Genomic DNA, 23398 nt, shown 5'->3' with positions numbered 1-23398 from the left:
CTGGTTTCAAGGTCCCCCGGGTGTGGTATATGCCCCGGCCGTCAGAACAGCAGCTCCGCGACCGCGTAGATGACCAGCCCGGCGAGGGCGCCGACGACCGTGCCGTTGATCCGGATGAACTGCAGGTCGCGGCCCACCTGGAGCTCGATCTTGCGGGACGTCTCCTCGGCGTCCCATCGCTCGACCGTGTCGGTGATGATCGTGGTGATCTCCCGTGAGTAGTTCTTCACGAGGTACGCCGCGGCACCCTCGACCCAGCCGTCGGCCTTCGCGCGCAGCTGGTCGTCGTCGATCAGCCGCTGCCCCAGCGACGTCAGCCCCAGCCGGACGCGCCGGCGCAGCTCGCTCGACGGGTCCTCGGCCGCGGTCAGCAGCATCTCCTTCGCCGTGCTCCACGCCGAGCCGATCAGCCGCTGGACCTCCTCGTGGTGCACGATCTGGCCCTTCACCTGCTCGGCGCGGGCCATCACCTCGGGGTTGGTCTGCAGGTCCTGGGCGAACTCGCCGAGGAACTTGTCCAGCGCCAGCCGCATCGGGTGGTTGACGTCGGTCTTCACCGCCCACGCGAACGACAGCACCTCGCCGTAGACCTTGTCCGCGAGCATCTCGTCGACGAACTTCGGCGACCAGCTCGGCGCCCGGTCGGACACCACGCGCAGCATCGTCGTGTGGTTGTCGCGCACCCACTCGTAGGCGCGGTCGCACATCAGGTCGACCAGCTTGTGGTGCGCGCCGTCGGCGAACACGCCCTGCAGGATCTTGCCCAGCGGCGGGCCCCACGGCTTGTCGATGATCCGGCGCGCGACGGCCTGCTCCATGATCGCCTGGACGTCTTCGTCCCGGAGGACGCGAACGGCCGCCCGGACCACCGTGGCCAGCTCGGACGTCACGCGCTCGGCGTTCTCCTCCTGCGCCAGCCACGCGCCCAGCCGCCGCGCGATCTCGACGCGCTTGAGCTTGTCGCGCACGACCTCCTCGGACAGGAAGTTCGAGCCGACGAAGTCGCCGAGGCTGTTGCCCAGCGCGTCCTTCTTGTTCGGGATGATCGCCGTGTGCGGGATCTTCAGCCGCAGCGGGTGCCGGAACAGCGCCGTGACGGCGAACCAGTCGGCCAGCGCGCCGACCATGCCGGCCTCGGCCGCGGCGCGCACGTAGCCGACCCAGCCCGGCCAGCCGCTCGCCTGCGCCCAGCTGGCCAGCAGGAACACCAGCGTGGCGCCGAGCAGGAACGACAGCGCGACGAGCTTCATCTTGCGCAGGCCGCGCCGCTTTTCCTCTTCACCGGCCGCGCCGCCCGGCGGGTCGGCGGGCGTCACCTTCGCGGGGGTCAGTTGCTCCACATCGCCATTGTCCGTGAGGATGGCTGATCGTGCGCGAACCTGCTCTCGTCCCCCGCCTCCGGCCGTTCACCTCGACCATCTTCGCGGAGATGACCGCGCTGGCGGTCGAGCACGACGCTGTCAACCTCGGCCAGGGCTTCCCGGACACCGACGGCCCGGCCGGGATGCTCGACGCGGCGAAGAACGCCCTGTTCGGCGGGGCCAACCAGTACCCGCCGGGGCCCGGGCGGCCCGAGCTGCGGGCCGCGATCGCGCGGCACCGGCTGCGCTACGGCACCGAGTACGACCCGGCCACGGAGATCCTGGTCACCGCCGGCGCCACGGAGGCCATCGCGGCAACGTTGCTGGCGCTGACCGAGCCCGGCGACGAGGTGATCGTCATCGAGCCGTACTACGACTCCTACGCCGCCGCGGTCGCGATGGCGGGCGCCGAGCGCCGGGTCGTCGGGCTCGTCGAAGGGCCGGACGGCCGCTTCGGCCTCGACGTCGACGGCCTGCGCGCCGCCGTCACGCCGCGGACCAGGGCGATCCTGGTGAACTCGCCGCACAACCCGACCGGCACCGTGTTCACCCGCGCCGAGCTTGAGGCGCTCGCCGCGCTGTGCGTCGAACACGACCTGATCGCCGTCTGCGACGAGGTCTACGAGCACCTGGTGTTCGACGACGCGGAACACGTCCCGCTGGTCACGCTGCCCGGCATGCGGCCGCGGACGGTCAGCATCTCCAGCGCCGGCAAGACGTTCAACTGCACCGGCTGGAAGATCGGCTGGGTCTGCTCGACGCCGGAGCTGGTCGCGGCGGTCAAGGCGGCGAAGCAGTTCATCACCTTCGTCTCGGGCGGGCCGCTGCAGCCGGCCGTCGCGCACGCGCTCGACCACGAGCTGCCCTGGGTCGACGGACTGCGCGCGTCGCTGCAGGAGAAGCGCGACCGGCTTTCGGCCGGGCTCGCGGACGCCGGGTTCGCCGTGCGGCCGACGGCGGGCACGTACTTCGTCTGCGTCGACGTCCGCCCGCTGGGGTTCACCGACGCCGCCGATCTGGCCTGGGAACTGCCGGGCCGGGTCGGGGTCGCCGCGGTCCCGGTGAAGGTCTTCACCGATCACCCGGACGAGTGGAAACACCTGCTGCGTTTCGCGTTCTGCAAGCGCAACGAGGTCATCGACGAGGCCATCACCCGATTGCGCAAACTGGTCTGATCACCGCGCTCCGGCTGAGTAGACGTCGTCCGCGGCCGTTCCGGCGCCGCACCGGGGCGTGGCTCCGGTGCGGCGGGCGCGGCGGTGCCCGGATGGGCCAACCGGCGCGTCCCTCACTTGCCGCGCCGATCCGTCACTCTCCGCGACTGCGTCGGCTGCCTTCCGCGACGCCCGCGGCAGGCGCCGGAAGGGCCGCGGGACGGTGCTCCGCCTGGCGACCGTCCACCGCGCGGGACATCGCCGCGGAGCGCTCGCCCGGCCGCTCGTGATCACGGACCGCAGCCGGATCCGGGATCGGTTCGCGACGCCGGGTTTCGGCGCAGGGCAACCGAAATCACGCGGGTGACCCCGTTCGGCCCAGTGCCGGTCCCGCATCCCGGGCGAAGTTCCGGTCGGTTGGCCGGAATCACGGTCCGCGCACCGAGCGGAACCGGACGGGCACCGAATGCGGTCGACGGCTCGGAAACATCAGGTCAACGACCGGACGTGCAATTTGCAGGGCTCGTCCGAATGGCCGTAAGCAAGCACCCGAACGGCACTGAGAGTGATCAACTTGTCGGCCGCACCTCCCTTGCCCGGTAGGGCTGCTGGGCCTTACGGGCTGGATCGAAGGCGGGAGAGATGAAAGACTCCCGAGCGGTGCTAGAAAGAGTGCAGCCCCGGGGGAACTGCGACCTGGCCGGAGAAAGACCCCAGCAAGATCAGGCTCGAGCCGGCAAAGCGAGAGCCTCAGGCGCGGACGGTGGTGGTGGCGGTGAGCAGCACGGCGGACGCGCGCCGCGACGCTCCCGTTCGGCCTGCGCTCACCCCGCGTGAAACCGTTTCGCACGCGCGCGTGCGCGCGCCACGCCCCTGGACGGCGTCGCTGCAGCGCCCCGCGGCCAAGATCCTCGTCGCCGGCGGCCTGACCCTCGCCGGCTGGCTGCTCGGCGCCGCGCTGTCCGGCGGCACCGCGTCGGCGGCCGACCGGCCGGCCTGCCCCGAAGCGCCCGTGGTTTCCACTGTGGACCATGCCGCGAAGCCGTTCTCGCACGCGCGGCACCGCAAGAGCCAGCACCAGACCGGCGACGACAGGTGCGTCGCCCAGCCGAAGGCCGACAGCGCCGAACCACCACCGGCCGACGAGACACCGGCCGACGAAGCACCGGCGGCCGAGGCCCCGGCCGAGCCGGAGACCACAAAGGACAGCCCGGCCACCGAAGAGCCGGCCCCCGCGACGCCGGACAGCGCTTCCACCGCCACGTCGGCACCCGAAGCGCCGTCGACCTCCCCGGAAAGCCCTTCCGCCGAAGAGCCGGCCACCACCAAGACGGCCGCCGAGGACAGCTCCGAGGCCCCGAAGGCGACTTCCGCCAGCGGGAACCTGCTCGGCAACCTCGTCGGCGGCACGCTCGAGACGGTCACCGGAACGACCACAAAGGACACCACGGGCGAGCCGGCCGCGACGTCGTCCGGCGGCCTGCTCGGCGGCCTCGTCGGCAGCGTCCTCGACGTGGTCGGCGGCACCCTCACCACCGTCACGGACACGGTCGGCACCGTCACGGACACGCTCACCCACACCGTGCTCGCGCCGCTCACCCAGCCGCCCGCGGGCCACCCCGGCGGGCCCGTGCTGCTGCCCATCGACGACATCCTGAACCCCGTGCTCGGCGGCAGCTCGAACGCCGGCGGCGTCACCGTGACGGTCCCCGTCGTGACGACCCTGGTCGCCCCGGTGCCGGCCACCGCCGAGAGCGCCGTCCCGGCCGCGGCCGTCGCCACGACGGCCGCGCCGCAGACTTCCCGGTCCGCCGTCGTGCACCTGGTCGTCCGGCAGGCGCGTGCCCTTCCGGCGGTCCAGGAGCAGCCGCGCGACTCCGGGACGCACGCCACCGGCGGCGGTGGCGACTCCACGCCCGGCCTGCCCGGCGGCACCACCGCCCCGAGCGCGCCGGCCCCCACCGCGGCCCCGGGCCACGACGGCTCCGGCGGCGCCCGCCACGCGTTCGCCGTCCACACCGACGACGTCACCACCACGCAGCTCAAGCTGATCGGCACCAGCCGCGACCACGAGGTCGACGGCGCGGGGCGGGAAGCCGCCCTGCCCACCACGTCCCCCGACTGACCCCCGACCGGGCAGCCGGGGACAAGTGCGCCCAAATCAAGATCGTCAAGGCGCGCTCGCACGCCGTTGAGGTGTGACGTTTCCCCTGCTCCAGCACGGAATCCGTGGCTCTTTCACGTCTCGTGACGCCCACCGGCGTCCGACGTACCCCAGGGGCGAAAACCATGCGAAACCCCAGCCGTTTCGACCACCACAGTCTTTCCGACCGGCCGACCGCGCCCGGCCGGGTCGGATCCCGGTCCCGGCGCCGCGCTGCCCCCGTGGCGCCGGGACCCACACCGGGGGCGCTCCGGGAGTCCTCGCTCACCGCGCCGAGCGAGGGCTCGCAGTACCGCGAGCGCACCTGAGCCGTCGGCTTCCCGGCACGTCGAGGGGCTGTGCCGGGAAGCCGCGGCACCCGCGAACGGGGTCACGTCCGTGAGCGGGTGTGTGGAACGACGAACCGGTGCGCCGGATGCACATGAACGCCGCCCATCCCTGGGAGCGGGCTCGCATCCGGCGCACCGGTTCGTTCATGCGAGGGGCGCGTCCAAGGACGCCGGGGTGCCGCGGACCGACGCTTCGGCCGCGCTCAGCCGGCGGATCGCTTCCTGGATCTTCTCCGGCGGCAACGCGAACGGCAGCCGGAGCCAGCGCTCCATGCCGCCGTGGACGCCGAAGCGGGATCCCGGCGCCACCTGGATCCCGTGGCCGGCGGCCGCCACGGCGAGCCGCGAGCTCACCGGCTCCGGCAGCCGGCACCACAGCGACAGCCCGCCCTTCGGCAGCGTGAACGTCCAGTCCGGCAGGTGCTGCCCGACCGCGTCCGCCAGCGCATCGCGGTTGCGCCGCAGGTCTTCGCGACGGCGGGCCAGCGCCGCCCAGCCGTCGGCTTCGAGCAGCTCCGAGAACACGACCTGCTCGAAGACCGGCGAGCCGAGGTCGACCGCGTAGCGCGCCGAAACCAGGCGGCCGAGCAGGTCCTCCGACGCGCGGATCCAGCCCAGGCGCAGGCCGCCCCAGTGGGACTTCGACGCCGAGCCGACGCAGATCACCAGGTCGCCCGCGAACGCGGCCAGCGGAGGCGGCCCGTCGAGCGGATCGCCCTCGAGGTCGAGCTCGACGAGCGTCTCGTCCACGACCACCGGCGTCCGGGCGCGGGACAGGACCGCACCGAGCCGATGCCGCCCTTCGGCGTCGAGGCGCAGGCCGGTCGGGTTCTGGAAGTCGACCACGAGGTAGGCCAGCCGCGGGGACGCCTGGCGCAGGGCGGCGTCGACGCCGGCGATGTCCCAGCCGCGGGCCCCGGTCGGGTCGAGCGCCACCGGCACCGGGATGGCGTGCGCGGCCCGGATCGCCTCCAGCGCGTTCGGGTACGTGGGCTGCTCCACCAGCACCCGGTCGCCCGGCCCGGTCAGCATCCTCAGGACCAGCACGAACGCGTGGTGCGCGCCGTTGGTGACCATGATCTGCGCGGCCGTCGTCGGCAGCCCGCGCTCGGTGTACCGCCGGGCGATCTTCTCCCGGAGCGCGAGCAGCCCCCGCTCCTGGTAGCCGTGCTGCCCGAGGTGCTCGACGAGGGCGGAGCGCGCGGCGTCGACCGCCGCGACCATGCCCGGCGGGGCCGACGGCGACGCGTGCGCGAAGTCGATCAGGTCGCCGCCGTCCGGCACGACCGCGTCGCGACGACGGCGGCCGGGCGCGGTGATCCACGAGCCGGCACCCCGGCGGCTCGCCACGAACCCGTTGTCCCGCAACCGGTCGAGCGCCGCGCCGATCAGCGTCCGGCTCGCGCCGAGCGCGTCGGCCAGCTCGCGTTCGGCGGGCAGCCGGGTGCCGAGCGGGAGCTGGCCGTCGAGCACCTGCAGCTCGATGGCCGCAGCCAGGTCGGCGGCCCCCTGCCGGGAGCCGCCTTGCCGCCACGAGCCCAGCATGACAGCCAATCGCGGACCGGAGATGCGTCCACCCAGCGGGATCACGGGTTCCATAAGACCAATATCCTGGAATTGGCTATGGTTTACCAGTCCACTTAAGTCGATAGTGAACGACGTGGCTCAGATCGATCTCCGGCCCGTCCGGATCACCCGTGACCCCGTCCGCCGCAGCGTCCAGCTCCTGGCCGGCCTCGCGCTCTACGGCACGAGCGTCGCCATGCTCACCCGCGCCCACCTGGGCCTCGAACCGTGGGGCGTGCTGGCCGAAGGCGTCATGAAGCACACCGGGCTGACGTTCGGCACGGTGACCGGCGTGATCTCGGTGGCCGTGCTGCTGCTGTGGATCCCGCTGCGGCAGCGGCCCGGGGTCGGCACGGTCGCGAACGTCGTGGTCATCTCGGTCATGGTCGACGTCGTTCGCGCGGTGCTCCCGGACCAGCACGACCTGGCGTGGCAGCTCGTGCTGCTGGTCGGCGGCGTGGCGCTCAACGGCTTCGCGACGGCCACCTACGTCGGCGCCCGCCTGGGCCCGGGCGCCCGCGACGGCCTGATGACCGGGCTCGCGGCGCGCACCGGCCGGTCGGTCCGGCTGGTGCGCACCGGGATCGAGGTCACGGTGGTCGTCGCCGGGTTCGCACTCGAGGGCACGCTCGGGTTCGGCACCGTGCTGTACGCGCTCGCGATCGGCCCGCTCACCCAGGCGCTGCTGCCGCTGGTCGTGTGGCGCGAGCAGCGGCAGGCCGTTCACTAACCCGCCTTGCGCTGCTGCACGGCCCGGCGCAGCGTCAGGTAGTCGGCGCCGTGCCGGGCGAGCACGTCGTCGGGGCCGCGCTGCTGGGCGAGGGCCAGCAGGATGTGCTCCTGGCCGAGGTGCTTGTCGCCCAGCCGGACGGCTTCCTTGAGGCTCAGCTCCAAGGTCTTCTTCGACTGCGCGGTGAAGGGGATGTGCCCGCGCTTGGCCGGGCCGAGCCGTCCGGCCAGCGCCCCTTCGCCGTGCGTCTGCTCGACGCGTTCGACGATCTGCTCGACGTCGATGCCGAACTCGGTGAGCGCCTCGGCGTCGGCGTCGCTCACGCCGCCGCGGCGCCGGGTGCGGGCGAGTTCGGCCGCGATGTCGTCGGCGGACACGCCCAGGTCGATGAGCAGCGGGATTCCCGTCTTGACCAGCCCGGCGAGCAGGTGGGCGGGCCCGATCTCCACCGAGCCGGACTCCCGCGCCACGATCTGCGCCTCGACAACGGCCATCCGCGCGTCGGCCGTGAACCGTTCGAACATCAGTGCCTCCCGTACTTCTTGTGCACGGCCTGCCGGCTGACCCCCAGCTCGGCGGCGATCTCCTGCCACGACCAGCCCTGCACCCGCGCACTGCGCACCTGCACGGCCTCGAGTTGTTCCAGCAGCCGCCGAAGCGCGGCGACCGCACGCAGCCCCACCCGGGGATCGCGGTCACCTGCCCGGGCGGCCAAATCGGTAGCTTCCGTCATGGTTGTCAACCTACGTTGACATCGAACGCCTGTCAACTTCGGTTGACGAGCCGGGCCTGGTTCTGGCGTACGGGACGGCTGTCCACATCTCGGCCGGGCTGTGGACAGGGAGGGTCTGAACTGCGGTTTTCGCGGCTTTTCGTCGGAGGCTCTCGATAGGCTGGACCCGGGGGGCGCCCCCGGCGGGCGCGGCCCCCGCCCAGACCTCCCCCGGCACCACCGTCCGTAGTGACAATCAGGCTTCGGGGTGGCGGACCACCGAATGCCACCTGATGCCGTCAGCCCTCCCAGGGGTGGCACTCGGCGAGGTTCACGGCTCCGGACTCGCCCGGGAAGGCGACAGACCGGTCGTGCGGGAGGCGTGGTCGCGGACTCACCGAACCCCTCCCCAGGGAGGTCGGGCGCGCCGAGGGTCGGGGGCGGCGATCGATCTTGCCGAACTCCGCCGAGAGCGCGAGACCCAGGCTCCCAACCCGCCCGCTCAACGCGAACCCCCCACACGGGCGACGTACAGTCGGGTGATGCCCGAGATCGCGATCGCCGAGCGGGCCGGGGTGGGCGCCGACGGCCACCCACGCCCCACCGAGGACCACGTCGTCGTGCTGGACAACGCCGTGCTGCTCCTCGACGGCGCCACCTCGGCGGACCCCGCGCAGCCCCCGGGCGGCTGGTACGCCGAACGGCTGGCCCGGCGCCTCGCCACCGACCTCCGCGACGCACCCGAAGCCGACCTGGCCGATGTCCTGACCGGCGCGATCGCCGCCGTCACCGCCGAGTACGCCCTGCAGCCGCAACGCTCGCCGTCGAGCACGGTCGCGGCCGTGCGGTGGCTCGGCGACCGGGTCGACGCGCTCGTGCTGGCCGACAGCCCGGTGGTCGGCTTCGGCGGCTTCGGCGTCGACGTCGTCTCGGACGACCGGCTGACCCGGCTGCGGCGGCGCGGCCTGCTCCAGACCGGCGCCGACGTCCGGCGGCGCCGCAACGCCCACGACGGCTTCTGGGTCGCCGAAGCCGTCCCGGGCGCCGCCGCCCACTCCGTCCGGCGCAGCTGGCGGCGGGCCGACGTCGACGCGGTGCTGCTCGCCAGCGACGGCGTCTCCATCGGCGTCGACCAGTACGAACTGTTCGGCTGGCCCGAAGTACTGGCGGCCGCCCGCGCCGACGGGCCCGACGCCGTGCTGGCCGCCGTCCGCACCGCCGAAAAGCAGGATCCCGACGGCGAGCGGTGGCCGCGGCCGAAGCGGCACGACGACCAGGCGCTCGTCCTCGTGGATTTCGAATAGGGGGTTAATCAGGGTCTTCCCCTGATTACGGGAGTGGCCTTTCCGGCGACCCTGGATGCATGGGGACGGAAACGGGGAAGCGCACGAGACCGTGGCGGCTCGTCGCGCTGGGCGCGATCGGGTGGGGCCTGTTCACCGCCGTGGTGCTGCACGTGGTCAGCTCGCGCAACCCGGTGTACGACACGCTGTCGAGCTACACGGTGACCGACCGCGGCGAAGGGATGCTCGCGGCGAGCGTCCTGTCGCTCGCCATCGGGTCGCTCGCGGTGCTCGGCGCGCTGCAGGTCGCCGGCGTGCCGCTCTCGCGCACGACCCGGCTGCTGCTCGCGTTGTGGGCGCTCGGGCTGGCCGCGGCCGCGATCTTCCCGGCGAGCTACCCCGAGGCGCCGGACCCGGTGAGCGGCGAAATCCACCTCTACGCGTGCCTGGTCGCGTTCTGCAGCCTGCCCGGCGCGGCGATCTCGCTGCTGGAACCGCTGAAGGGACGCCCGGAGCGCGTCGCGCTGGTCCGGGCGATCCGGCTGACCGCGGGGGCGTTCGCGCTGTTCGCGCTGAGCTTCGTGTTCGTGCGGCTGACCGAGGCCGGGATGGAGCCGTTCCCCGAGGTCTCCGCCGCCTTCCCGATCGGCGTCATGCAGCGGCTGCTGCTGGTCGCCGACGTCGTCCTGCTGCTGACGCTGCTGTCGCTGGCGGCCCGGCTGGAGTCAGCCTTCGACGGCCGCCGCGAATTCGGGCGCGTAGCCGTACAGGCCGGGCATGCCGCCGGTGTGCAGGAACACCACGTGGTCGTCCGGGGCGAAGTGGCCGGCCCATTCGATCAGCGCGGCGGCCACTTTGCCGGTGTACACCGGGTCGAGCACGACCCCCTCGGTGCTCCCGAAGAGGCGTAGCGCCTGCCAGACGGCGTCGGTCGGGATGCCGTAGCCGGGGCCGAGCGTGGCGTCGCCCAGCTTCGCGTGCGCGAGCGACGGCGGTTCGACGCCGAGGAGGTTGGCCGCGCCTTCGACGAGCTCGCGGAGGTTCTCCGTGGCCTCGTCGAGCGGGTGGCTGACGCACGCGATGCCGACGCCGAGACCTCCCAGGAGTCCCGTGGCCAGCGTGACCCCGGCCGCCGTGCCGCCGCTGGCGTGCGGGACGACGAGGTGAGCGCGCTCGATGCCGCGATCTTCCAGCTGTTTCGCGAGCTCGTAGGTGGCGCGGACGTAACCGAGGGCGCCGAGGTCGTTGGAACCGCCGACCGGGACGGTGAACACCTTCCGGCCCTCCTGCTGCGCTTCGGCGACGAGGCGGTCGTAGGTGCGGCCGGTCTCCTCGCCGTCGGCGCAGACGTGGACGGTCGCGCCGAAGAGCCGGTCGAGCGGCAGGTTACCGCCGCGTTCGTACGCCTCGCCGTCGCGCGGGACCTTGGCCGTGAGCACGAGTTCGCAGCGCAGCCCGAGCTTCGCGCACGCGGCGGCGGTCTGGCGGCCGTGGTTGGTCTGGAGCGCGCCGAAGGTGATCACCGTGTCGGCGCCGACGGCCTGCGCCGCGCCCAGGTGGTATTCGAGCTTGCGGAGCTTGTTGCCGCCGGCGCCGAGCGGGTGCACGTCGTCGCGCTTGAGCCAGAGGTTCCGCAGGCCGAGGGCTTCGCCGAGCCGGGGTGCTTCGTGCAGCGGGGTCGGCCAGCCGCCCAGGTCGACGCGGGGGATCGCGGCCAGGGCGGCGGCGGGAAATCCGGCGAAGTCGAACGTCATCGGCCCTCCAGGCTCGGCTTTCTAACCACTATAGGGGGTTAAAGCAGCTCGAAGCGGAGCTCGGTGACCGGCCCGACCTCGCGCACGCCGATCCGCCGGAGCACGACGCCGTCGAGCTCGGGGTCGCCGAACAACGGCAGCCCGGCGCCCAGCAGCACCGGGGCGATGAGAACGTGCACCTCGTCGGCCAGCCGGGCACGCACGGCCTGCCGGACCACGCTCGCGCCGATGACCTTGACCGCCCGCTCGCCCGCGGCCGCCCTCGCCTGCGTGATCGCCGAAGCGATCCCGTCGGTCACGAAGGTGAAGGTGAGGTGTTCGTTCCGGGCAGGCGGCACGGCCGGCGGGGTGTGCGTGACCACGAAGATCGGGACCTGGAACTCGTAGTTGCCGGCGTACCAGTCGGGGTCCTCGGCCATCTCGAACGACCGGCGGCCGAGGACGACCGCGCCGGTCTCCCGGATCAGGTCGGTCATCCACGCGCTGCCGTTCGACGCGGCGGGGTCGGACAGCCGCGCTGTGCCGCCTTCGCGATCGGCGACGAAGCCGTCCAGCGACATGCTCATCCCCGCGTGCACCGTGGCCATGGTTTCTCCTCACGTAGTAGCTGACCGGGTAGACGGCCGAAGCGGCGAAAACTCATCGGGGAGTAGCCGGAAACCGTCGGTATCCGGTAACGTTCGTTCGAACGAACGAGAGCGCGGGAGGGGCCATGACCGCCACGAGCCTGGACTTCACCGGTCTCGCCACGCAGGCCGCGCAGCTGGCCGCGGGCGAGCTCACCGCCGCCGAGCTCACGGCGGCCGCGCTCGGGCGGGCGCACGCGAGCCAGCCCACGCTCAACGCGTTCAAGCACCTGCGCGACGACGAAGCACTGGCCGAAGCCGCCGAGGCCGACCGCCGCCTGACCGCCGGCGACCGCGCTCCCCTGCTCGGCGTGCCGATCGCGATCAAGGACGACGTCGACCTCACCGGCCTGCCCACTTCTTTCGGCTGCGCCGGCGAATTCCCGTGCGCGACGGCCGACGCGCCCGCGGTCGCGCTGCTGCGCGAGGCCGGAGCTGTGATCATCGGCAAGACGAACACCCCCGAGCTGGGCCAGTGGCCGTTCACCGAGGGCCCGGCCTTCGGCGTGACGCGCAACCCGTGGCACACCGGCCACACCCCAGGGGGTTCTTCGGGCGGGAGCGCGGCCGCGGTGGCGTCGGGGGTCATCGCGGCCGCGCTCGGGTCCGACGGCGCCGGTTCGGTGCGCATCCCGGCGGCGTGGACCGGGCTCGTCGGCATCAAGACCCAGCGCGGCCGGATCCCCACCGGCGGCGAGCTGTTCCACGGCCTCACCGTGCTCGGCCCGCTGGCGCGCACGGTCGAGGACGCCGCCCTGCTGCTCGACGCCGCCGCCGGGACGTCCGGCGGGTTCCGCGCGGCCGCCGCGCGCGAGCCGGGGAAGCTGCGGATCGGGCTGTCGACGCGGATCCCGTTCACGGCCACCAAGACGCGGCTCGACCCGGTCGTCGAGGCCGCCGTGCGCCGGCTCGCCGAGTCGCTCGCCGGGCTGGGTCACGAGATCGTCGAGGTCGAGCCGGACTACGGGCTGATCGGGCTGACGTTCCTGCCGCGCTCGCTCACCGGCGTGCGCGACTGGGCGCTGCGGGTGCCCGACCGGGCCGGGCTCGACCCGCGCACGCGCAGCAACGCCGGCCACGGCCGCCTGCTGGCCGGCCCCGCGCTGCGGCTCGCCCGCGCCCTCGAGCCGGGCCTGCACCGGCGGATCGGCTCGGTGTTCGGCCGCGTCGACGTCCTGCTGACGCCGACCACCGCGACCCCGCCGCCGGCGATCGGCACGTTCGACGGGCTGTCCGGCTGGGAGACCGACCAGGCCATGATCGCCGCCTGCCCGTACGCTTGGCCGTGGAACGTGCTGGGCTGGCCGGGGGTCAACGTCCCGGCCGGGCAGACGGCGGACGGGCTGCCGCTCGGCGCGCAGCTGCTCGGCCCGTCGCACGCCGAGGAGCGGCTGATTTCGCTTGCCGCGCAACTGGAAGAGGTCGAACGGTGGCCGGAGCGGCATCCCGCGACAAGCTGGTAAGCACCCGGGAAGCCATCCTGCGCGGCGCGCTGACGGTCGTCGGCGAACACGGCGTCGGCGGGCTGACGAACCGCCGGATCGTCGCCGCGGCCGGCGTCTCCCTCGGCACGCTGACCTACCACTTCCCCAGCCAGACGGCGTTGCTGCGCGAGGCGATGCTGCTGTTCGTCGAGGAGGAGACGGCGAAGCTGGGCGCGATCGTCGACGGCTACCGCTCGGCGGGCCTCACGGTCGAGGCGGCGGCCTCGGTGGTGGAGCACGTGATCGCGCAGCTGCCGTTCGGAGCGGACGAGCTGGGAGCGCACGAGCTGTACCTCCAGTCGGCCCGCGACCCCGAGCTGCACGAAGCGTCTTCGCGCTGCTTCGCGGCGTACGACGAGCTGGCGGTGACGATCCTCAGCGCGTTGGGCGTGCCGGACCCGGCCCGCCTGGCCGGCCCGGTGGTGGCGCTGATCGCAGGCCTCCAGCTGCGCCGGCTGGCGACGGGCGAGACGGACACGCCGGTGGCGGAGCCGCTGATGATGTTGATCCGCGGAGCCTGATGGCCCGCCCGGTCGTCCGCGGCACGGCGGCGTGGAAGTACTTCGGCGACTTCCGCGACGTGCTGCTGGCCGGGCAGGTGCTGGTGCTGCAGGTGGCACACCCGGTCGTCGCGGCGGGCGTGCGCGATCATTCGGACTACACGTCGGATCCGTGGACGCGCTTGATGCGGACGGGAGCGTCGCTGTCGATCTACGTCTACGGCGGTGTTGCCGGTGCCCGCGTGGAAGCCGCGCGGTTGCGGGCGTTGCACCGGACGTTCACCGGCGTCGCGGACGGACGGCGGTACAGCGCGCTGGATCCTGCGGCGTACGCGTGGGTGCACGCGACTTTGGTGAAGGTTCCGGTTGACGTGCAACGGTTTTTCGGCCGTCCACTGTCCACATCGGAGCTGGCGGAGTATTACGCCCAGATGTGCGACATCGGGCGGTTGCTGGGCGTGCGCGAGCGAGACCTGCCACCGGACTGGGCGGCGTTCGAGCGGTACTACGACTCGATGGTGGCGGGTTTTGCGGCGAACCGGACGATCGAGGAGCTGTTCACGACGATCCGAACGGTGCGCAAGCCGGTCGAGTGGCTGCCGGACCGCTGGTGGCTACCGCTGCGGCGGGCCCAGGCCCGGGGCCAGATGTTCTTGATCCGGGCGACGCTGCCGGCCGACCTCCGGGCGCGGCTGGGTCTGAAGTGGACGGAGGCGGACCAGCGGCGGTTCAACCGGTTCGCGACGGTGGTGCGGGTGTTCGCGACGCCGATTCCGGCCGGGCTGCGGACTGCGCATATGCGGTGGATCGGGAAGTTGAATGTGTGGTTCCGTGCGCACCCGCGGGTTTATGCGCGACTGATCGGCGGCAACGGGCCTGGTTCGGCTCCGCGTGCCTGAAGCGGTCTCGCGTGATTGAAGACGGATCTCGCGTGATTGGGGGCGGATCTCGCGTGATTGAAGGCGGATCTCGCGTGATTGGAAGCGGATCTCGCGTGATTAGGCGGCGATCTCGCGTGATTGGAGAGGCATCACGCGTGATTGGAGGGTCGACACGGTGCCCGGCTGGCGACCCGCGGTCGCGGGCGGCGGGGCGAGGCGAAGCGGCGGGCAGGCCTTGCGCGGTTTCGTGGCGGGCGAGCGGGTGGGGGTCGCGGGGGCGCCCCCCGTCTCCAGCGTATCGGGCGCCTATGACGGAAAGCGGTCGTGAGGGCGGGGGTTAGGCCGGGTTGTCCACATCTCGCCTTGCCTGTGGACCGGTGCGGGCGTAGTGGGCTCGGGCCTTTGCGCGGTTTCCGCAGCGGGACATCGAGCACCACTGGCGGTTGCGGCGCGGTGAGGCGTCGCAGAAGCGCAGGCCGCAGTCGTCGGCTGCGCACACTCGGACCGATGCCTCGCTCGTGGCCAGGTCGATCGCGTCCGACGCCAGGGCCGCGAACGCCGCCGCCACCGGGTCGCGGGGGGCCGGGACCTCTCGCCGCAGCGTTCCGCCCGCCAGGGCCAGGCGGGGTGGGGGTGCCGGCGCCGACGCTGCCGCGTTGTTCACCAGCTCGACGTCCATCGACGACAGCTCCTCGGGCGGCAGCAGCACCCGGTCGATCGCCTCCCGCAGCGCCTTCGCCGCCAGCACGTTGCCCGCCGTCACCGGGACCGGGCCCGTTGTCAGCCCCGCCCGTGAGAGCCACTCGGCCAGCGCGTCCGGGCCGGTCAGGAGCTCGACACCGGTCGAGTGCCTGCTGCGCATCGTGTTGACGAGGTCGAGGCACGGCCGTCCGCCGTCGAAGACCCACTCCATGGCCTCATTCTAACCCTTGAAGGCAGTTAGAAGCGTTGCTACCGTCTAACCCCATGAACCGGTTAGACAATGTCGCCACCGTGAACGGTCTCCGCGTGCACTACCTCCGCGCCGGCGACGGCCCGCCGCTGTTCCTGCTGCACGGCTGGCCGCAGACGTCGCACTGCTGGCGCCACGTCCTGGCCCCGCTCGCCGAGACGCACACCGTGATCGCCCCCGACCTGCGCGGCTACGGCCGCACGGACAAACCGAAGAACGGCTACGACAAGCGCACGATGGCCGCCGACGTCGCCGCCCTCGCCGAGCACCTGGGCTTCGCCAAGGTCGCCGTCGCCGGGCACGACCGCGGTGGCCGCGTCGCCCACCGCTGGGCCCTCGACCGCCCGGACCAGGTCGAACGCCTGGCCGTGCTCGACATCGCCCCGACCCGCGCGATGTGGCAGCGCCTCGACGCCGGCGTCGCCAAGGCGTACTGGCACTGGCTCTTCCACCTCCAGCCCGACCTGCCGGAACTCCTCACCGGCCAGAACATCGCCTGCTACCTCGGCTACTTCTTCGAGCGCTGGACCCACCAGCGCCACGCCCTCGACGCCGACGCGCAGGCCGAGTACGTCCGCGCCTTCTCCCAGCCCGGCGCGCTCCGGGCCGGCTTCGACGACTACCGCGCCTCCTTCCCCGACGACGCCGAACTCGACGACGCCGACTTCGCGGCCGGCAAGCGCCTCACCCAGCCGGTCCTCGCGCTCTGGGGCGCGAATGGCCTGCTCGGCACGCTCCCGACGCTCGACATCTGGCGCGAGTACGCCACCGACGTCACCGGCGAAGCCCTCGCCGAATGCGGCCACTTCCTCCCCGAGGAACAACCCGCCGAGGTCGTCGCCCACCTGCGGAAGTTCCTCGGCCCCTGAGGTTCCCCGGGCCCGGGGTCCCCCGAACCGGGGATCGGGATTCCCTCGCCGCCGTGACGCCCCCAACCGGCCCACCCGGTTAGGTTCGGCACACGATGGGGAGCAAATCGAAAGCCGTACTGCTGATGCTGCTGGCCGTGCTGGGGATCGCGGCCGGCGGCGGGACCGCGCACGCCGACGGCGCACCGAGCGGCGCCGACGTCCAGGTCGCCCAGACGCTCGGCGCCCGCGAACTCACCGTGATCATCCGCCGCGTCGACACCACACCGTCGCCGCTGCGGGTCGACGTCGTGACACACCAGGGCACCGCGCCCGGCACGCTGCACCTCGCCGTCGCGGCCGACGGGGTCACCACCGCACGCACCGACGTCGTCCTCGGCGCCACCCCCGGCGTCTACGCGGGAAATCTCCAAGTCGACAAACCAGGCCCGTGGGAACTCTCGCTGGACGACGGCACCGGAAAACGAGCCACGATCCCGTTCCTCGTGCCCGCGCGGGTGGTCCCGCCGTGGGAAAAGGCGACCTACGGCGGGTTCGTCGCCGCGGGCGTGTTCCTGCTCCTCGCCATGGTCGTCGGGATCCGGGCGCGACGAACCGCGTACGCGCTCGTCCCGGCGGCCGGCGTGGTCGCCGCGATCGCCGTCGCCGTCACCGGCGCGCTGCTGTCGGCGAGCACTCCCCCGCCACCCGCGCCCGGCAGCCAGCTGGACCCGACCTTCGACAACGTCACCGACCCGTACGCGAACGCCCAGCTGTCCACAGTGGATTACTCGCGGCCGCCGGTGAACCTGGCCGTCCAAGCCAGGACGGACGACCTCGTGCTCAGGCTCACCGACGGCGCCACCGGCCGCCCGGCCGACGACCTGCTCGGCCACGACAACGCGCTCGTGCACCTGGTCCTCGTCTCGCCCTCGGGACGGCTGAGCCACCTGCACCCGGTGCGCGTCGGCCCCGGCGACTACCGCGTCACCGTCCCCGATCCGGAGGCGGGCACGTACGCGGTGGCCGCGGAACTCGCCCGGCGCGGCGGCGGCGTCCAGCTCGTGCGGTCCACAGTGGACATGCACGGCACGGCCGCACCCGCACCGGAACCGCCCGGCGCCGGACCGCGGACGATCGACGGCACCCCGGTCGAGCTCACCATCGGCCAGGGGACGCCGACCACCGTCACCGCACGCTTCCCCGCCCAGGACCTCCAGCCGTGGCTGGGCATGCTCGGTCACCTGATCATCGCCGGGCCGATCGCCGGTCCTGTCGGGGAAAGCGCCGCGAAGGCGCCGACGTGGGCGCACGTCCACGCGATGATCCCGCCCGTCGCGGGGCAGGCCGGCCGTCCCGACGAGACCGTCGCCGCGTACGGCCCCGACGTCAGTTTCACCTACACCTTCGCCGCGCCCGGCCGGTACCGGATCTGGCTGCAGGCCGAGCGCGGCTACCGCGTGCTCACCGTCCCCGCCGTGGTGGACGTCCCGGCGAGCGGAGCCGGCCGATGAGACGCCCGACGCTGCTGATCGCCGTGGTCGTCGTGGCCATAGCCGCCGTCGCCGCCTGGCTGCTCTGGGGTGGCGGGAACGCGAAACCCACCGCGCAGCAAGCGGTTTCGGGGCCGTACACGGTCCGGTTCGCCGCGGACCAGCCGCGCATCGGCGGCAACACCTTCGCCGTCGAAGTCGACGGGCCCGCGCCCGACACCGTCACGGTCGCCCCGGTCATGGCACAGATGGGCCACGCGTTCCCGGCCGTACCCGCCACGTCCGACGGGCCCGGCCGCTTCCGCGCCACCGGCGTCGGGCTGCCGATGGCCGGACAGTGGGAAATCACCGTTTCGCTGCGCGGCCCCGGCGGGCCCGCACAAGTCGTCTTTCCCGTGTTGGTCAAGTAAAAGGAGGGGGCATGGATCTCACCGCATCCGGCGTGCGCACCACGTCGGTGGCGAAACAGGCGCGGACGGGGTTGCTGCCGGCGAACGTCGTGCTCGGCGGTTCGCTGCTGTCGCTGGTCGGGCTGACCTGGGACATCCAGTGGCACGACGACGTCGGGCCGGACACGTTCTTCACGCTGCCGCACCTGTTCCTGTACGCGGGCAGCGCGGTCGTCGGCCTGGCGAGCCTCGCCGTCGTGCTGCTGACGACGGCGGCGCGGCGCGCGGGCCGGCCGGTCGACCCGCGGGTCGGCGGGCGGGTGGTCAACGTCTTCGGCCGGACGTTCGCGGCGCCGCTGGGCTACCTGGTCTCGGGGGTGGGCGCGGCGACGTTCCTGCTCTACGGCCTGTGGGACCAGTGGTGGCACGGGCTCTACGGCTTCGACGCGGTCATCGACTCACCGCCGCACATCGGGCTGCTGCTGTCGATCACGGTGTCGCTCATCGGCACGACGGCGGTGTTCGCCGCGGCGCGCGAACACCGCTGGGGCCGGCTGGGCACGCTGGCGTCGCTGACCGTGCTGCTCACCTTCGGGCCGGTGCTGGCGCTCGGGTTGCAGCAGGTGCCGGACGACTACGCCGACGCCGTCGCGATCGGGACGTCGATGATGGCGGTGCTGCTGGTCGCCGTCGGCGCCGGGTTCGTCCGCCGTCCGGGCGGGGCGGTGGCCACCGCGGCGCTGGTCGCGGTCGTGCAGGCGGTGTTCTGGTGGTTCTCGCCGTGGGCCGCCGAGGCGTACGCCGACATGGTCGGCCTGCCGCTGCGGGACGCGATTTCCGGTGTCCCGGCGATGCCGTCGCTGACCCCGATGGCCCTGCTGCCGGTGGCCGCGCTGATGGAGCTCGTGTACTTCGCCGGCCGACGCCGGGGGTGGCGCGCGGGCCGGGTGTCCGTGGTCGCCGGCGGGGTCGCCGGGCTGCTGCTCGGGCTGAGCCTGCCGATCCAGCAGGCACTGCTCTACACCGGCGCGCACGTGCCGCCGGCCTGGTACCTGGCCACGACGGCCGGGCTCAGCGCGGCGCTGGGGCTGCTCGGCGGGTTCGCCGGGTGGCGGTTCGGCGGGATGCTCTGCCTGCTGGCGCCCGCGAAGAAGGGGGAAACCGCTGATGCGTAAAGCACTCCTGGCCTTGACTGCCGCAGCCGGGCTGCTGTTCACCACCGCGGGGACGGCGAACGCCTACGAGCCGGTCAACATCGTGCACACCGAACGGGTGCAGGCCGGGCCGTACGGGCTGACCGTCGGGTTCAGCACCTGGCCGCTGAAGGCCATGCAGTCGCTGGACTTCACCTTCATCCCCGACGGCGGGATCGAGGGCAAGTCCGGCACGCTCACCATGGTCGGCCCGGAAGGCGGGCAGAACCGGAAGCAGCCGCTGGTCCGGCACCCGCGCAAGCGCGAGGTGTGGGGCCTGGACGTCCGCTCGATGCCGCGGCCGGGCGACTGGACGCTCCGCTTCACCGTCAACGGCCCCGCCGGGTCCGGCACCGGCGAGTTGCGCGCCCTGCCCGTGCTCGAACAGCCCGGACCGCCGATGGGCGTGAGCTGGGCGATCAGCACGCTGCCACTGATCGGGCTCGTGGCGATCGTCGTGGTGGCGTGGCGCCGGACCCGCAGCCGGTTGCGCGGTGGGGAGCTTCCGGCAATCGGGTGAGATTCCCCTCACATTCACCGCCGACGCGTATCCGCACGGCCGGGATGGCCTCCTTCACCACTGAGACGGGGAAGGAGGCCATCGCCATTTCCGATGCGGACACCGAACGCGGACGGGTTCAGGCGGGCAGGTCGAACTGCCCGGCCTTGACGGCGACCAGGAACGCTTCCCACTCGGCGCTGTCGAACACGAAGACGGGGCTGGTGGCGAGCTTGGTGTCGCGGACGCCGATCAGACCGTCGCGGCCCAGGTTGACCTCGACGCAGTTACCACCGTTGGGCTCGCTGGCGAACGACTTCTCCCAGGCGGCCTCTTCGAACAGGGACACGGCCGTGTTCGGATCGTAATCCGCGAACGACGGATAATCCGCCATGGGTCGTACCTCCGAGGGTCGATGGGGGGCGCGGTCGTGACCTGGTCGAAGGCACCCGCTCCCGGCTACTCAGTGTCTCAATGGAGCAAGCCACAGGGCCAAGCGGGTGATCAACTAGGTCCAGCCTCGACATGAAGATTATTCCAGGAGTAGGATTAATCGCATCGGCCGGGGCGCTGGTGTCGGTGAATCGCTGCCTGCTCGCGGCGGGCGGTCGTCGACACGGGCCGAACTGCTTCGGGAGCCGGCGCCGCAACGAACCAACCCGAGCCGCAGGACCTCATGGGGGAGGATCAGCGTGATCGTCGAAGAAGGTACGCCACCCGGCGCGCCCGCCGTGACCCAGCTGGTCCGAACCGGATGTGCGGAAGCGTTTTCCGTTCGGGACGCCGAAGCACCGCGACCAGAGCTGGGGGTGTAGACGAATGGCCGTCCGGGTGAACTCGCTCTTCCGCCGTGAAGACGAAGACCACCGTGGCCGCCGGGGGATCGGGGACGAGCTGCGGAACCGCTTCGGCTTCAGCCTGATCCAGGCGCCGCTGCGCAAGACGACCACGTGGGCGACCGACCAGGACCTCCCGCTGCGGCGCCACGCCGACGGGGTCCGCACCACCCGCCCGCTGGAAGCCGCGATCGACCTGACACCGTTGATGCGCGGCCGTATCGGCTCGCGCGCCTGATCTGCCGTACCACCACGAAAGAGCCCCGGCTTCCGCGCGGAACCGGGGCTCTTCCCGTTTTGTGGCTACGGTTTCCGGAGCAACAGGCTGCCGTGCCGCAGCGGCCGCTCCCCCGCACCCGGTTCCCGGTACACCCGCCCGACCTCGGCGAAGCCCGCCGCGGCCGCGATCCCCGCCAGCTCGTCCAGCGGCCAGCAGTAGGCCGTCGTCACCTTGTGGTCGAACGACGCCGGCGGCTCGCCCCGGGACGCGAAGCACCCCAACAGAACGTGACCGCCCGCGGCCAACGTTCGGGCGAATTCGGCGAAGTACCCGGGCAGCTCCGCCGGGGGCGTGTGGATCACCGAGTACCACGAGAGGATCCCGGCGAGCGAGGCGTCCGGCAGGTCCAGCGCGGCCATCGAGCCGACCTCGAACCGCAGGTCCGGGTGGGCCGCCGAAGCCAGCGAGACCATCGCCGGGGACAGGTCGACGCCGAACGCGTCGAGCCCCAGCGCACGCAGGTGCGCCGTGAGGTGGCCGGGACCGCAGCCGAGGTCGGCGACCGGGCCGCGCCCGCGGACGGAATCCGCGAACGCCGCCCACACCGCCCGTTCGAGCGGGTGCTTGTCCCAGACCCCGGCGGCGAACTCCGCGTATTGGACGGCGACCGCGTCGTAGGCGGCCGCCGTCACGGCTTGCGGCCGAGGCCGCAGATGTGGCCGACGAACGACGGGTCGTGCGCCAGCTTGCGGGTGGCCTTGGACTCGATCTCCTCCGGGTGCCACTCCGGCAGGTAGACGATGCCCGGCTCGACCAGCTCGAGCCCCTCGAAGAACGACGTGAACTCGGCCCGGCTGCGCAGGGTCAGCGGCGTGCTCGACTTGTTGTACTGCTTCATGATGGTCTCGCGGCTGTCCGCGTCGGCCATGTCCTGCAGGCCGTCGTCGGTGAGGTGCGAGGACAGGAAGTACGAGCCGGACGGCAGCAGCGACAGGTACTTCCGGATGGTCTGGGCCACCGGCTCGTCGGCGCCGAGGAAGTACAGGACGCCGACCATGATGAGGCCGATCGGGCGGTTCGGGTCGAGGACGCCGGTGTCGAGCGCGCGCTTCCAGATGTCGGCCGGGTCGCGCAGGTCGCCCTGCAGCACCGCGTGCCGCCCGGCGACGCCCTCCTTCTCCAGCAGGATCTGCGAGTGGGCCACCGCGACCGGCTCGTTGTCGACGTACACGCACCGGGCGTCCGGGTTGACGTCCGTGGCGACCTCGTGGACGTTGCCGACCGTGGGGACGCCGGAGCCGAGGTCGAGGAACTGGTCGATGCCGTTGCGCGCCAGGTAGCGGACGCCGCGGCCGAGGAAGTCGCGGCCGGCGCGCGCGACCGTCTTGATCATCGGGAAGGTCTTGACCGCCTGCTCGCCGAACTGCCGGTCGATGGCCCAGTTGGCGTCGCCGCCGAGGAACCAGTCGTAGATGCGGGCGGCGTTCGGCCGGTCCAGGTCCACGCCTTCAGGGGCTTCGGGGTCCTGCGTCGTCATTGCGTCCTCCAGGCTTGCGGCCGACACCGCCGACCACGCTCGCGAGGGGGACCGTGGCGGCGCCGGGCTCGGGGCGCCACTCTCCCACAGGCACGATCCCGGGCTCGATGACGTCGAAGGTACCGAAGAACGCGGCGATCTCGTCGAGGGACCGGGAAACCGCGGGCGAACTCGACCGCTCGGACAGCTTCACGAGGTTCCGGATGTGCGCCAGCTCTTCGCCTTCGACGCCGGATTCCGTCGCGTGCGAAAGGACGTACGCCGATCCGGGCGCGAGGAGCGTCCGGTAGTCGCGGATGGCTTCGCGCACGCCCGTGACGTCCGGCAGGAAGTGCAGCACCGCCACGGTCAGCAGGCAGATCGGCCGGTCGGGGTCGAGCACGCCGGTGGCCAGCGCGGCTTCCCAGACTTCGCAGGCGTCCCGCAGGTCGGCGTGCAGCACGGCGTGGCGTTCGGGATCGCCCGCCTCATCGAGGAGCATCCGCCCGTGCGCGACGGCCACCGGTTCGTTGTCGACGTACACGCAGCGGCTGTCGTCGACGTGGTCGTCGGCCACCTCGTGCACGTTGCCGGCGGTCGGGATGCCGGAGCCGAGGTCGAGGAACTGGGTGATGCCTTCGGCGAGGCAGTAGCGGACGGCCCGGCCGAGGAAGTCGCGGTTGGCGCGCGCCAGGGTCTTGGCGAGCGGGAACGCCTGCACGGCCTGCTCGCCGAACTGCCGGTCGATGGCCCAGTTCGCGGTGCCGCCGAGCGCCCAGTCGTAGATCCTCGCCACGTTCGGCCGGTCGAGGTCGACGGCGTCGGGGAGGAAGTCGGGGTCCACGATGTCCACTTCCGGTGGAATCCAGCGCAACAGACCGACTCTACCGAAAGTTGTTCACCGGCTG

General features: G+C 72.5%; 24 protein-coding genes and 1 pseudogene. 14 read left to right on the top strand and 11 right to left on the bottom strand.

All coding sequences use genetic code 11. From position 1 onward, the window contains the following. Positions 1-41: 41 nt before the first annotated feature. On the bottom strand, positions 42-1340 hold the full coding sequence (locus BLW76_RS00275; RefSeq protein WP_091303775.1) for a DUF445 domain-containing protein: 1299 nt from the start codon (positions 1338-1340) through the stop codon (positions 42-44). 29 nt (positions 1341-1369) lie between these two features. On the opposite strand from BLW76_RS00275, the gene BLW76_RS00270 reads away from it, so the two are divergent. Beyond that, the gene (locus BLW76_RS00270; protein WP_091303774.1) at positions 1370-2536 is read left to right on the top strand and encodes a pyridoxal phosphate-dependent aminotransferase; all 1167 of its coding nucleotides are present in this window, start codon (positions 1370-1372) and stop codon (positions 2534-2536) included. Positions 2537-3290: 754 nt separating this feature from the next. Continuing rightward, entirely contained in the window at positions 3291-4640 is a 1350-nt protein-coding gene (locus tag BLW76_RS00265; protein WP_244169990.1) for a hypothetical protein, read from the top strand. A 512-nt stretch (positions 4641-5152) separates the two neighbouring features. Here BLW76_RS00265 and yczR read toward each other — a convergent pair. After that, entirely contained in the window at positions 5153-6607 is a 1455-nt protein-coding gene (yczR, locus tag BLW76_RS00260; RefSeq protein ID WP_167384410.1) for a MocR-like transcription factor YczR, read from the bottom strand. A 61-nt stretch (positions 6608-6668) separates the two neighbouring features. Here yczR and yczE point away from each other — a divergent pair, with 61 nt between their 5' ends. Then, on the top strand, positions 6669-7304 hold the full coding sequence (yczE, locus tag BLW76_RS00255) for a membrane protein YczE (RefSeq protein WP_091304051.1): 636 nt from the start codon (positions 6669-6671) through the stop codon (positions 7302-7304). Here the strand turns inward: yczE and BLW76_RS00250 are convergent. Together BLW76_RS00250 and BLW76_RS00245 are read right to left on the bottom strand one after the other, a co-directional pair. Further along, entirely contained in the window at positions 7301-7828 is a 528-nt protein-coding gene (locus BLW76_RS00250) for a Clp protease N-terminal domain-containing protein (RefSeq protein WP_091303771.1), read from the bottom strand. The genes yczE and BLW76_RS00250 overlap by 4 nt on opposite strands. Next, entirely contained in the window at positions 7828-8037 is a 210-nt protein-coding gene (locus tag BLW76_RS00245; protein WP_014154112.1) for a sigma factor-like helix-turn-helix DNA-binding protein, read from the bottom strand. The genes BLW76_RS00250 and BLW76_RS00245 overlap by 1 nt, the downstream gene beginning before the upstream one ends. A 521-nt stretch (positions 8038-8558) precedes the next feature. On the opposite strand from BLW76_RS00245, the gene BLW76_RS00240 reads away from it, so the two are divergent. Beyond that, on the top strand, positions 8559-9320 hold the full coding sequence (locus BLW76_RS00240) for a protein phosphatase 2C domain-containing protein (protein WP_167384409.1): 762 nt from the start codon (positions 8559-8561) through the stop codon (positions 9318-9320). A gap of 59 nt (positions 9321-9379) precedes the next feature. After that, a pseudogene (locus tag BLW76_RS00235) lies at positions 9380-9943 on the top strand (DUF998 domain-containing protein); the annotation flags it as partial. Between the two features lie 81 nt (positions 9944-10024). Here BLW76_RS00235 and BLW76_RS00230 read toward each other — a convergent pair. Both BLW76_RS00230 and BLW76_RS00225 read right to left on the bottom strand, forming a co-directional pair. Next, positions 10025-11053: a D-cysteine desulfhydrase family protein gene (locus BLW76_RS00230; protein ID WP_091303765.1), complete on the bottom strand. Its 1029-nt coding sequence runs from the start codon at positions 11051-11053 to the stop codon at positions 10025-10027. A gap of 38 nt (positions 11054-11091) precedes the next feature. Further along, complete coding sequence (locus BLW76_RS00225; RefSeq protein WP_091303764.1) at positions 11092-11640, bottom strand: dihydrofolate reductase family protein; 549 nt, start codon at positions 11638-11640, stop codon at positions 11092-11094. 125 nt (positions 11641-11765) lie between these two features. On the opposite strand from BLW76_RS00225, the gene BLW76_RS00220 reads away from it, so the two are divergent. The 3 genes from BLW76_RS00220 to BLW76_RS00210 are packed head-to-tail and all read left to right on the top strand — an operon-like array spanning position 11766 to position 14562. After that, positions 11766-13142, top strand: a complete 1377-nt coding sequence (locus BLW76_RS00220; RefSeq protein WP_091303763.1) for an amidase — start codon at positions 11766-11768, stop codon at positions 13140-13142. Further along, on the top strand, positions 13109-13684 hold the full coding sequence (locus tag BLW76_RS00215; RefSeq protein ID WP_091303762.1) for a TetR/AcrR family transcriptional regulator: 576 nt from the start codon (positions 13109-13111) through the stop codon (positions 13682-13684). The genes BLW76_RS00220 and BLW76_RS00215 overlap by 34 nt, the downstream gene beginning before the upstream one ends. Next, positions 13684-14562 carry an oxygenase MpaB family protein gene (locus BLW76_RS00210; protein WP_091303761.1) on the top strand — a complete coding sequence of 293 codons (879 nt, stop codon included), beginning with the start codon at positions 13684-13686 and terminating at the stop codon, positions 14560-14562. The genes BLW76_RS00215 and BLW76_RS00210 overlap by 1 nt, the downstream gene beginning before the upstream one ends. A gap of 319 nt (positions 14563-14881) precedes the next feature. On the opposite strand, the gene BLW76_RS00200 is transcribed toward BLW76_RS00210, so the two are convergent. Next, complete coding sequence (locus BLW76_RS00200) at positions 14882-15457, bottom strand: CGNR zinc finger domain-containing protein (protein ID WP_091303759.1); 576 nt, start codon at positions 15455-15457, stop codon at positions 14882-14884. 53 nt (positions 15458-15510) lie between these two features. Here BLW76_RS00200 and BLW76_RS00195 point away from each other — a divergent pair, with 53 nt between their 5' ends. From BLW76_RS00195 to BLW76_RS00175, 5 genes are all read left to right on the top strand, one after another. Continuing rightward, complete coding sequence (locus BLW76_RS00195; protein ID WP_091303758.1) at positions 15511-16365, top strand: alpha/beta fold hydrolase; 855 nt, start codon at positions 15511-15513, stop codon at positions 16363-16365. Positions 16366-16460: 95 nt separating this feature from the next. Beyond that, positions 16461-17858 (top strand): hypothetical protein, encoded by a 1398-nt coding sequence (locus BLW76_RS00190; RefSeq protein ID WP_208613176.1) that lies wholly within the window; start codon positions 16461-16463, stop codon positions 17856-17858. Next, positions 17855-18247, top strand: coding sequence for a FixH family protein (locus BLW76_RS00185; RefSeq protein WP_091303753.1), 393 nt, complete (start codon positions 17855-17857; stop codon positions 18245-18247). Before BLW76_RS00190 ends, BLW76_RS00185 begins: the two co-directional genes overlap by 4 nt. Positions 18248-18258: 11 nt before the next feature. Next, positions 18259-19401, top strand: a complete 1143-nt coding sequence (locus tag BLW76_RS00180) for a hypothetical protein (RefSeq protein ID WP_091303751.1) — start codon at positions 18259-18261, stop codon at positions 19399-19401. Next, positions 19394-19939, top strand: a complete 546-nt coding sequence (locus tag BLW76_RS00175) for a hypothetical protein (RefSeq protein ID WP_091303749.1) — start codon at positions 19394-19396, stop codon at positions 19937-19939. The genes BLW76_RS00180 and BLW76_RS00175 overlap by 8 nt, the downstream gene beginning before the upstream one ends. Positions 19940-20057: 118 nt before the next feature. Here the strand turns inward: BLW76_RS00175 and BLW76_RS00170 are convergent, their stop codons facing one another. Next, positions 20058-20312, bottom strand: coding sequence for a DUF397 domain-containing protein (locus BLW76_RS00170; RefSeq protein WP_091303747.1), 255 nt, complete (start codon positions 20310-20312; stop codon positions 20058-20060). Positions 20313-20737: 425 nt separating this feature from the next. Here BLW76_RS00170 and BLW76_RS00165 point away from each other — a divergent pair, with 425 nt between their 5' ends. After that, a complete protein-coding gene (locus BLW76_RS00165; protein ID WP_091303745.1) occupies positions 20738-20992 on the top strand; it encodes a hypothetical protein in 255 nt (84 codons plus the stop codon). 65 nt (positions 20993-21057) lie between these two features. Here the strand turns inward: BLW76_RS00165 and BLW76_RS00160 are convergent, their stop codons facing one another. From BLW76_RS00160 to BLW76_RS00150, 3 genes are read right to left on the bottom strand one after another with little or no spacing between them, the layout of a single operon-like run. Next, a complete protein-coding gene (locus tag BLW76_RS00160; protein ID WP_091303743.1) occupies positions 21058-21666 on the bottom strand; it encodes a class I SAM-dependent methyltransferase in 609 nt (202 codons plus the stop codon). After that, positions 21663-22511, bottom strand: coding sequence for an SAM-dependent methyltransferase (locus BLW76_RS00155; protein ID WP_091303741.1), 849 nt, complete (start codon positions 22509-22511; stop codon positions 21663-21665). Before BLW76_RS00155 ends, BLW76_RS00160 begins: the two co-directional genes overlap by 4 nt. Then, the gene (locus BLW76_RS00150) at positions 22483-23334 is read right to left on the bottom strand and encodes an SAM-dependent methyltransferase (protein ID WP_091304049.1); all 852 of its coding nucleotides are present in this window, start codon (positions 23332-23334) and stop codon (positions 22483-22485) included. Before BLW76_RS00150 ends, BLW76_RS00155 begins: the two co-directional genes overlap by 29 nt. Positions 23335-23398 lie beyond the last annotated feature (64 nt).

The organism is Amycolatopsis tolypomycina (assembly GCF_900105945.1).
GTDB lineage: Bacteria > Actinomycetota > Actinomycetes > Mycobacteriales > Pseudonocardiaceae > Amycolatopsis > Amycolatopsis tolypomycina.
Note: the sequence above shows the minus strand (reverse complement) of the source record. Positions and strands in the feature narration are given on the sequence as shown.

Bases quoted from the DNA above. Each gene is read 5' to 3' on its own strand.
- BLW76_RS00180 (WP_091303751.1), top strand. From the start codon at position 18,259: ATGGATCTCACCGCATCCGGCGTGCGCACCACGTCGGTGGCGAAACAG.
- BLW76_RS00195 (WP_091303758.1), top strand. From the start codon at position 15,511: ATGAACCGGTTAGACAATGTCGCCACCGTGAACGGTCTCCGCGTGCAC.
- BLW76_RS00200 (WP_091303759.1), bottom strand. From the start codon at position 15,457: ATGGAGTGGGTCTTCGACGGCGGACGGCCGTGCCTCGACCTCGTCAAC.
- BLW76_RS00220 (WP_091303763.1), top strand. From the start codon at position 11,766: ATGACCGCCACGAGCCTGGACTTCACCGGTCTCGCCACGCAGGCCGCG.
- BLW76_RS00240 (WP_167384409.1), top strand. From the start codon at position 8,559: ATGCCCGAGATCGCGATCGCCGAGCGGGCCGGGGTGGGCGCCGACGGC.
- BLW76_RS00225 (WP_091303764.1), bottom strand. From the start codon at position 11,640: ATGGCCACGGTGCACGCGGGGATGAGCATGTCGCTGGACGGCTTCGTC.
- BLW76_RS00165 (WP_091303745.1), top strand. From the start codon at position 20,738: ATGGCCGTCCGGGTGAACTCGCTCTTCCGCCGTGAAGACGAAGACCAC.
- BLW76_RS00170 (WP_091303747.1), bottom strand. From the start codon at position 20,312: ATGGCGGATTATCCGTCGTTCGCGGATTACGATCCGAACACGGCCGTG.
- BLW76_RS00185 (WP_091303753.1), top strand. From the start codon at position 17,855: ATGAGACGCCCGACGCTGCTGATCGCCGTGGTCGTCGTGGCCATAGCC.
- yczR (WP_167384410.1), bottom strand. From the start codon at position 6,607: ATGGAACCCGTGATCCCGCTGGGTGGACGCATCTCCGGTCCGCGATTG.
- BLW76_RS00210 (WP_091303761.1), top strand. From the start codon at position 13,684: ATGGCCCGCCCGGTCGTCCGCGGCACGGCGGCGTGGAAGTACTTCGGC.
- BLW76_RS00230 (WP_091303765.1), bottom strand. From the start codon at position 11,053: ATGACGTTCGACTTCGCCGGATTTCCCGCCGCCGCCCTGGCCGCGATC.
- BLW76_RS00190 (WP_208613176.1), top strand. From the start codon at position 16,461: ATGGGGAGCAAATCGAAAGCCGTACTGCTGATGCTGCTGGCCGTGCTG.
- BLW76_RS00155 (WP_091303741.1), bottom strand. From the start codon at position 22,511: ATGACGACGCAGGACCCCGAAGCCCCTGAAGGCGTGGACCTGGACCGG.
- BLW76_RS00245 (WP_014154112.1), bottom strand. From the start codon at position 8,037: ATGACGGAAGCTACCGATTTGGCCGCCCGGGCAGGTGACCGCGATCCC.
- BLW76_RS00175 (WP_091303749.1), top strand. From the start codon at position 19,394: ATGCGTAAAGCACTCCTGGCCTTGACTGCCGCAGCCGGGCTGCTGTTC.
- BLW76_RS00250 (WP_091303771.1), bottom strand. From the start codon at position 7,828: ATGTTCGAACGGTTCACGGCCGACGCGCGGATGGCCGTTGTCGAGGCG.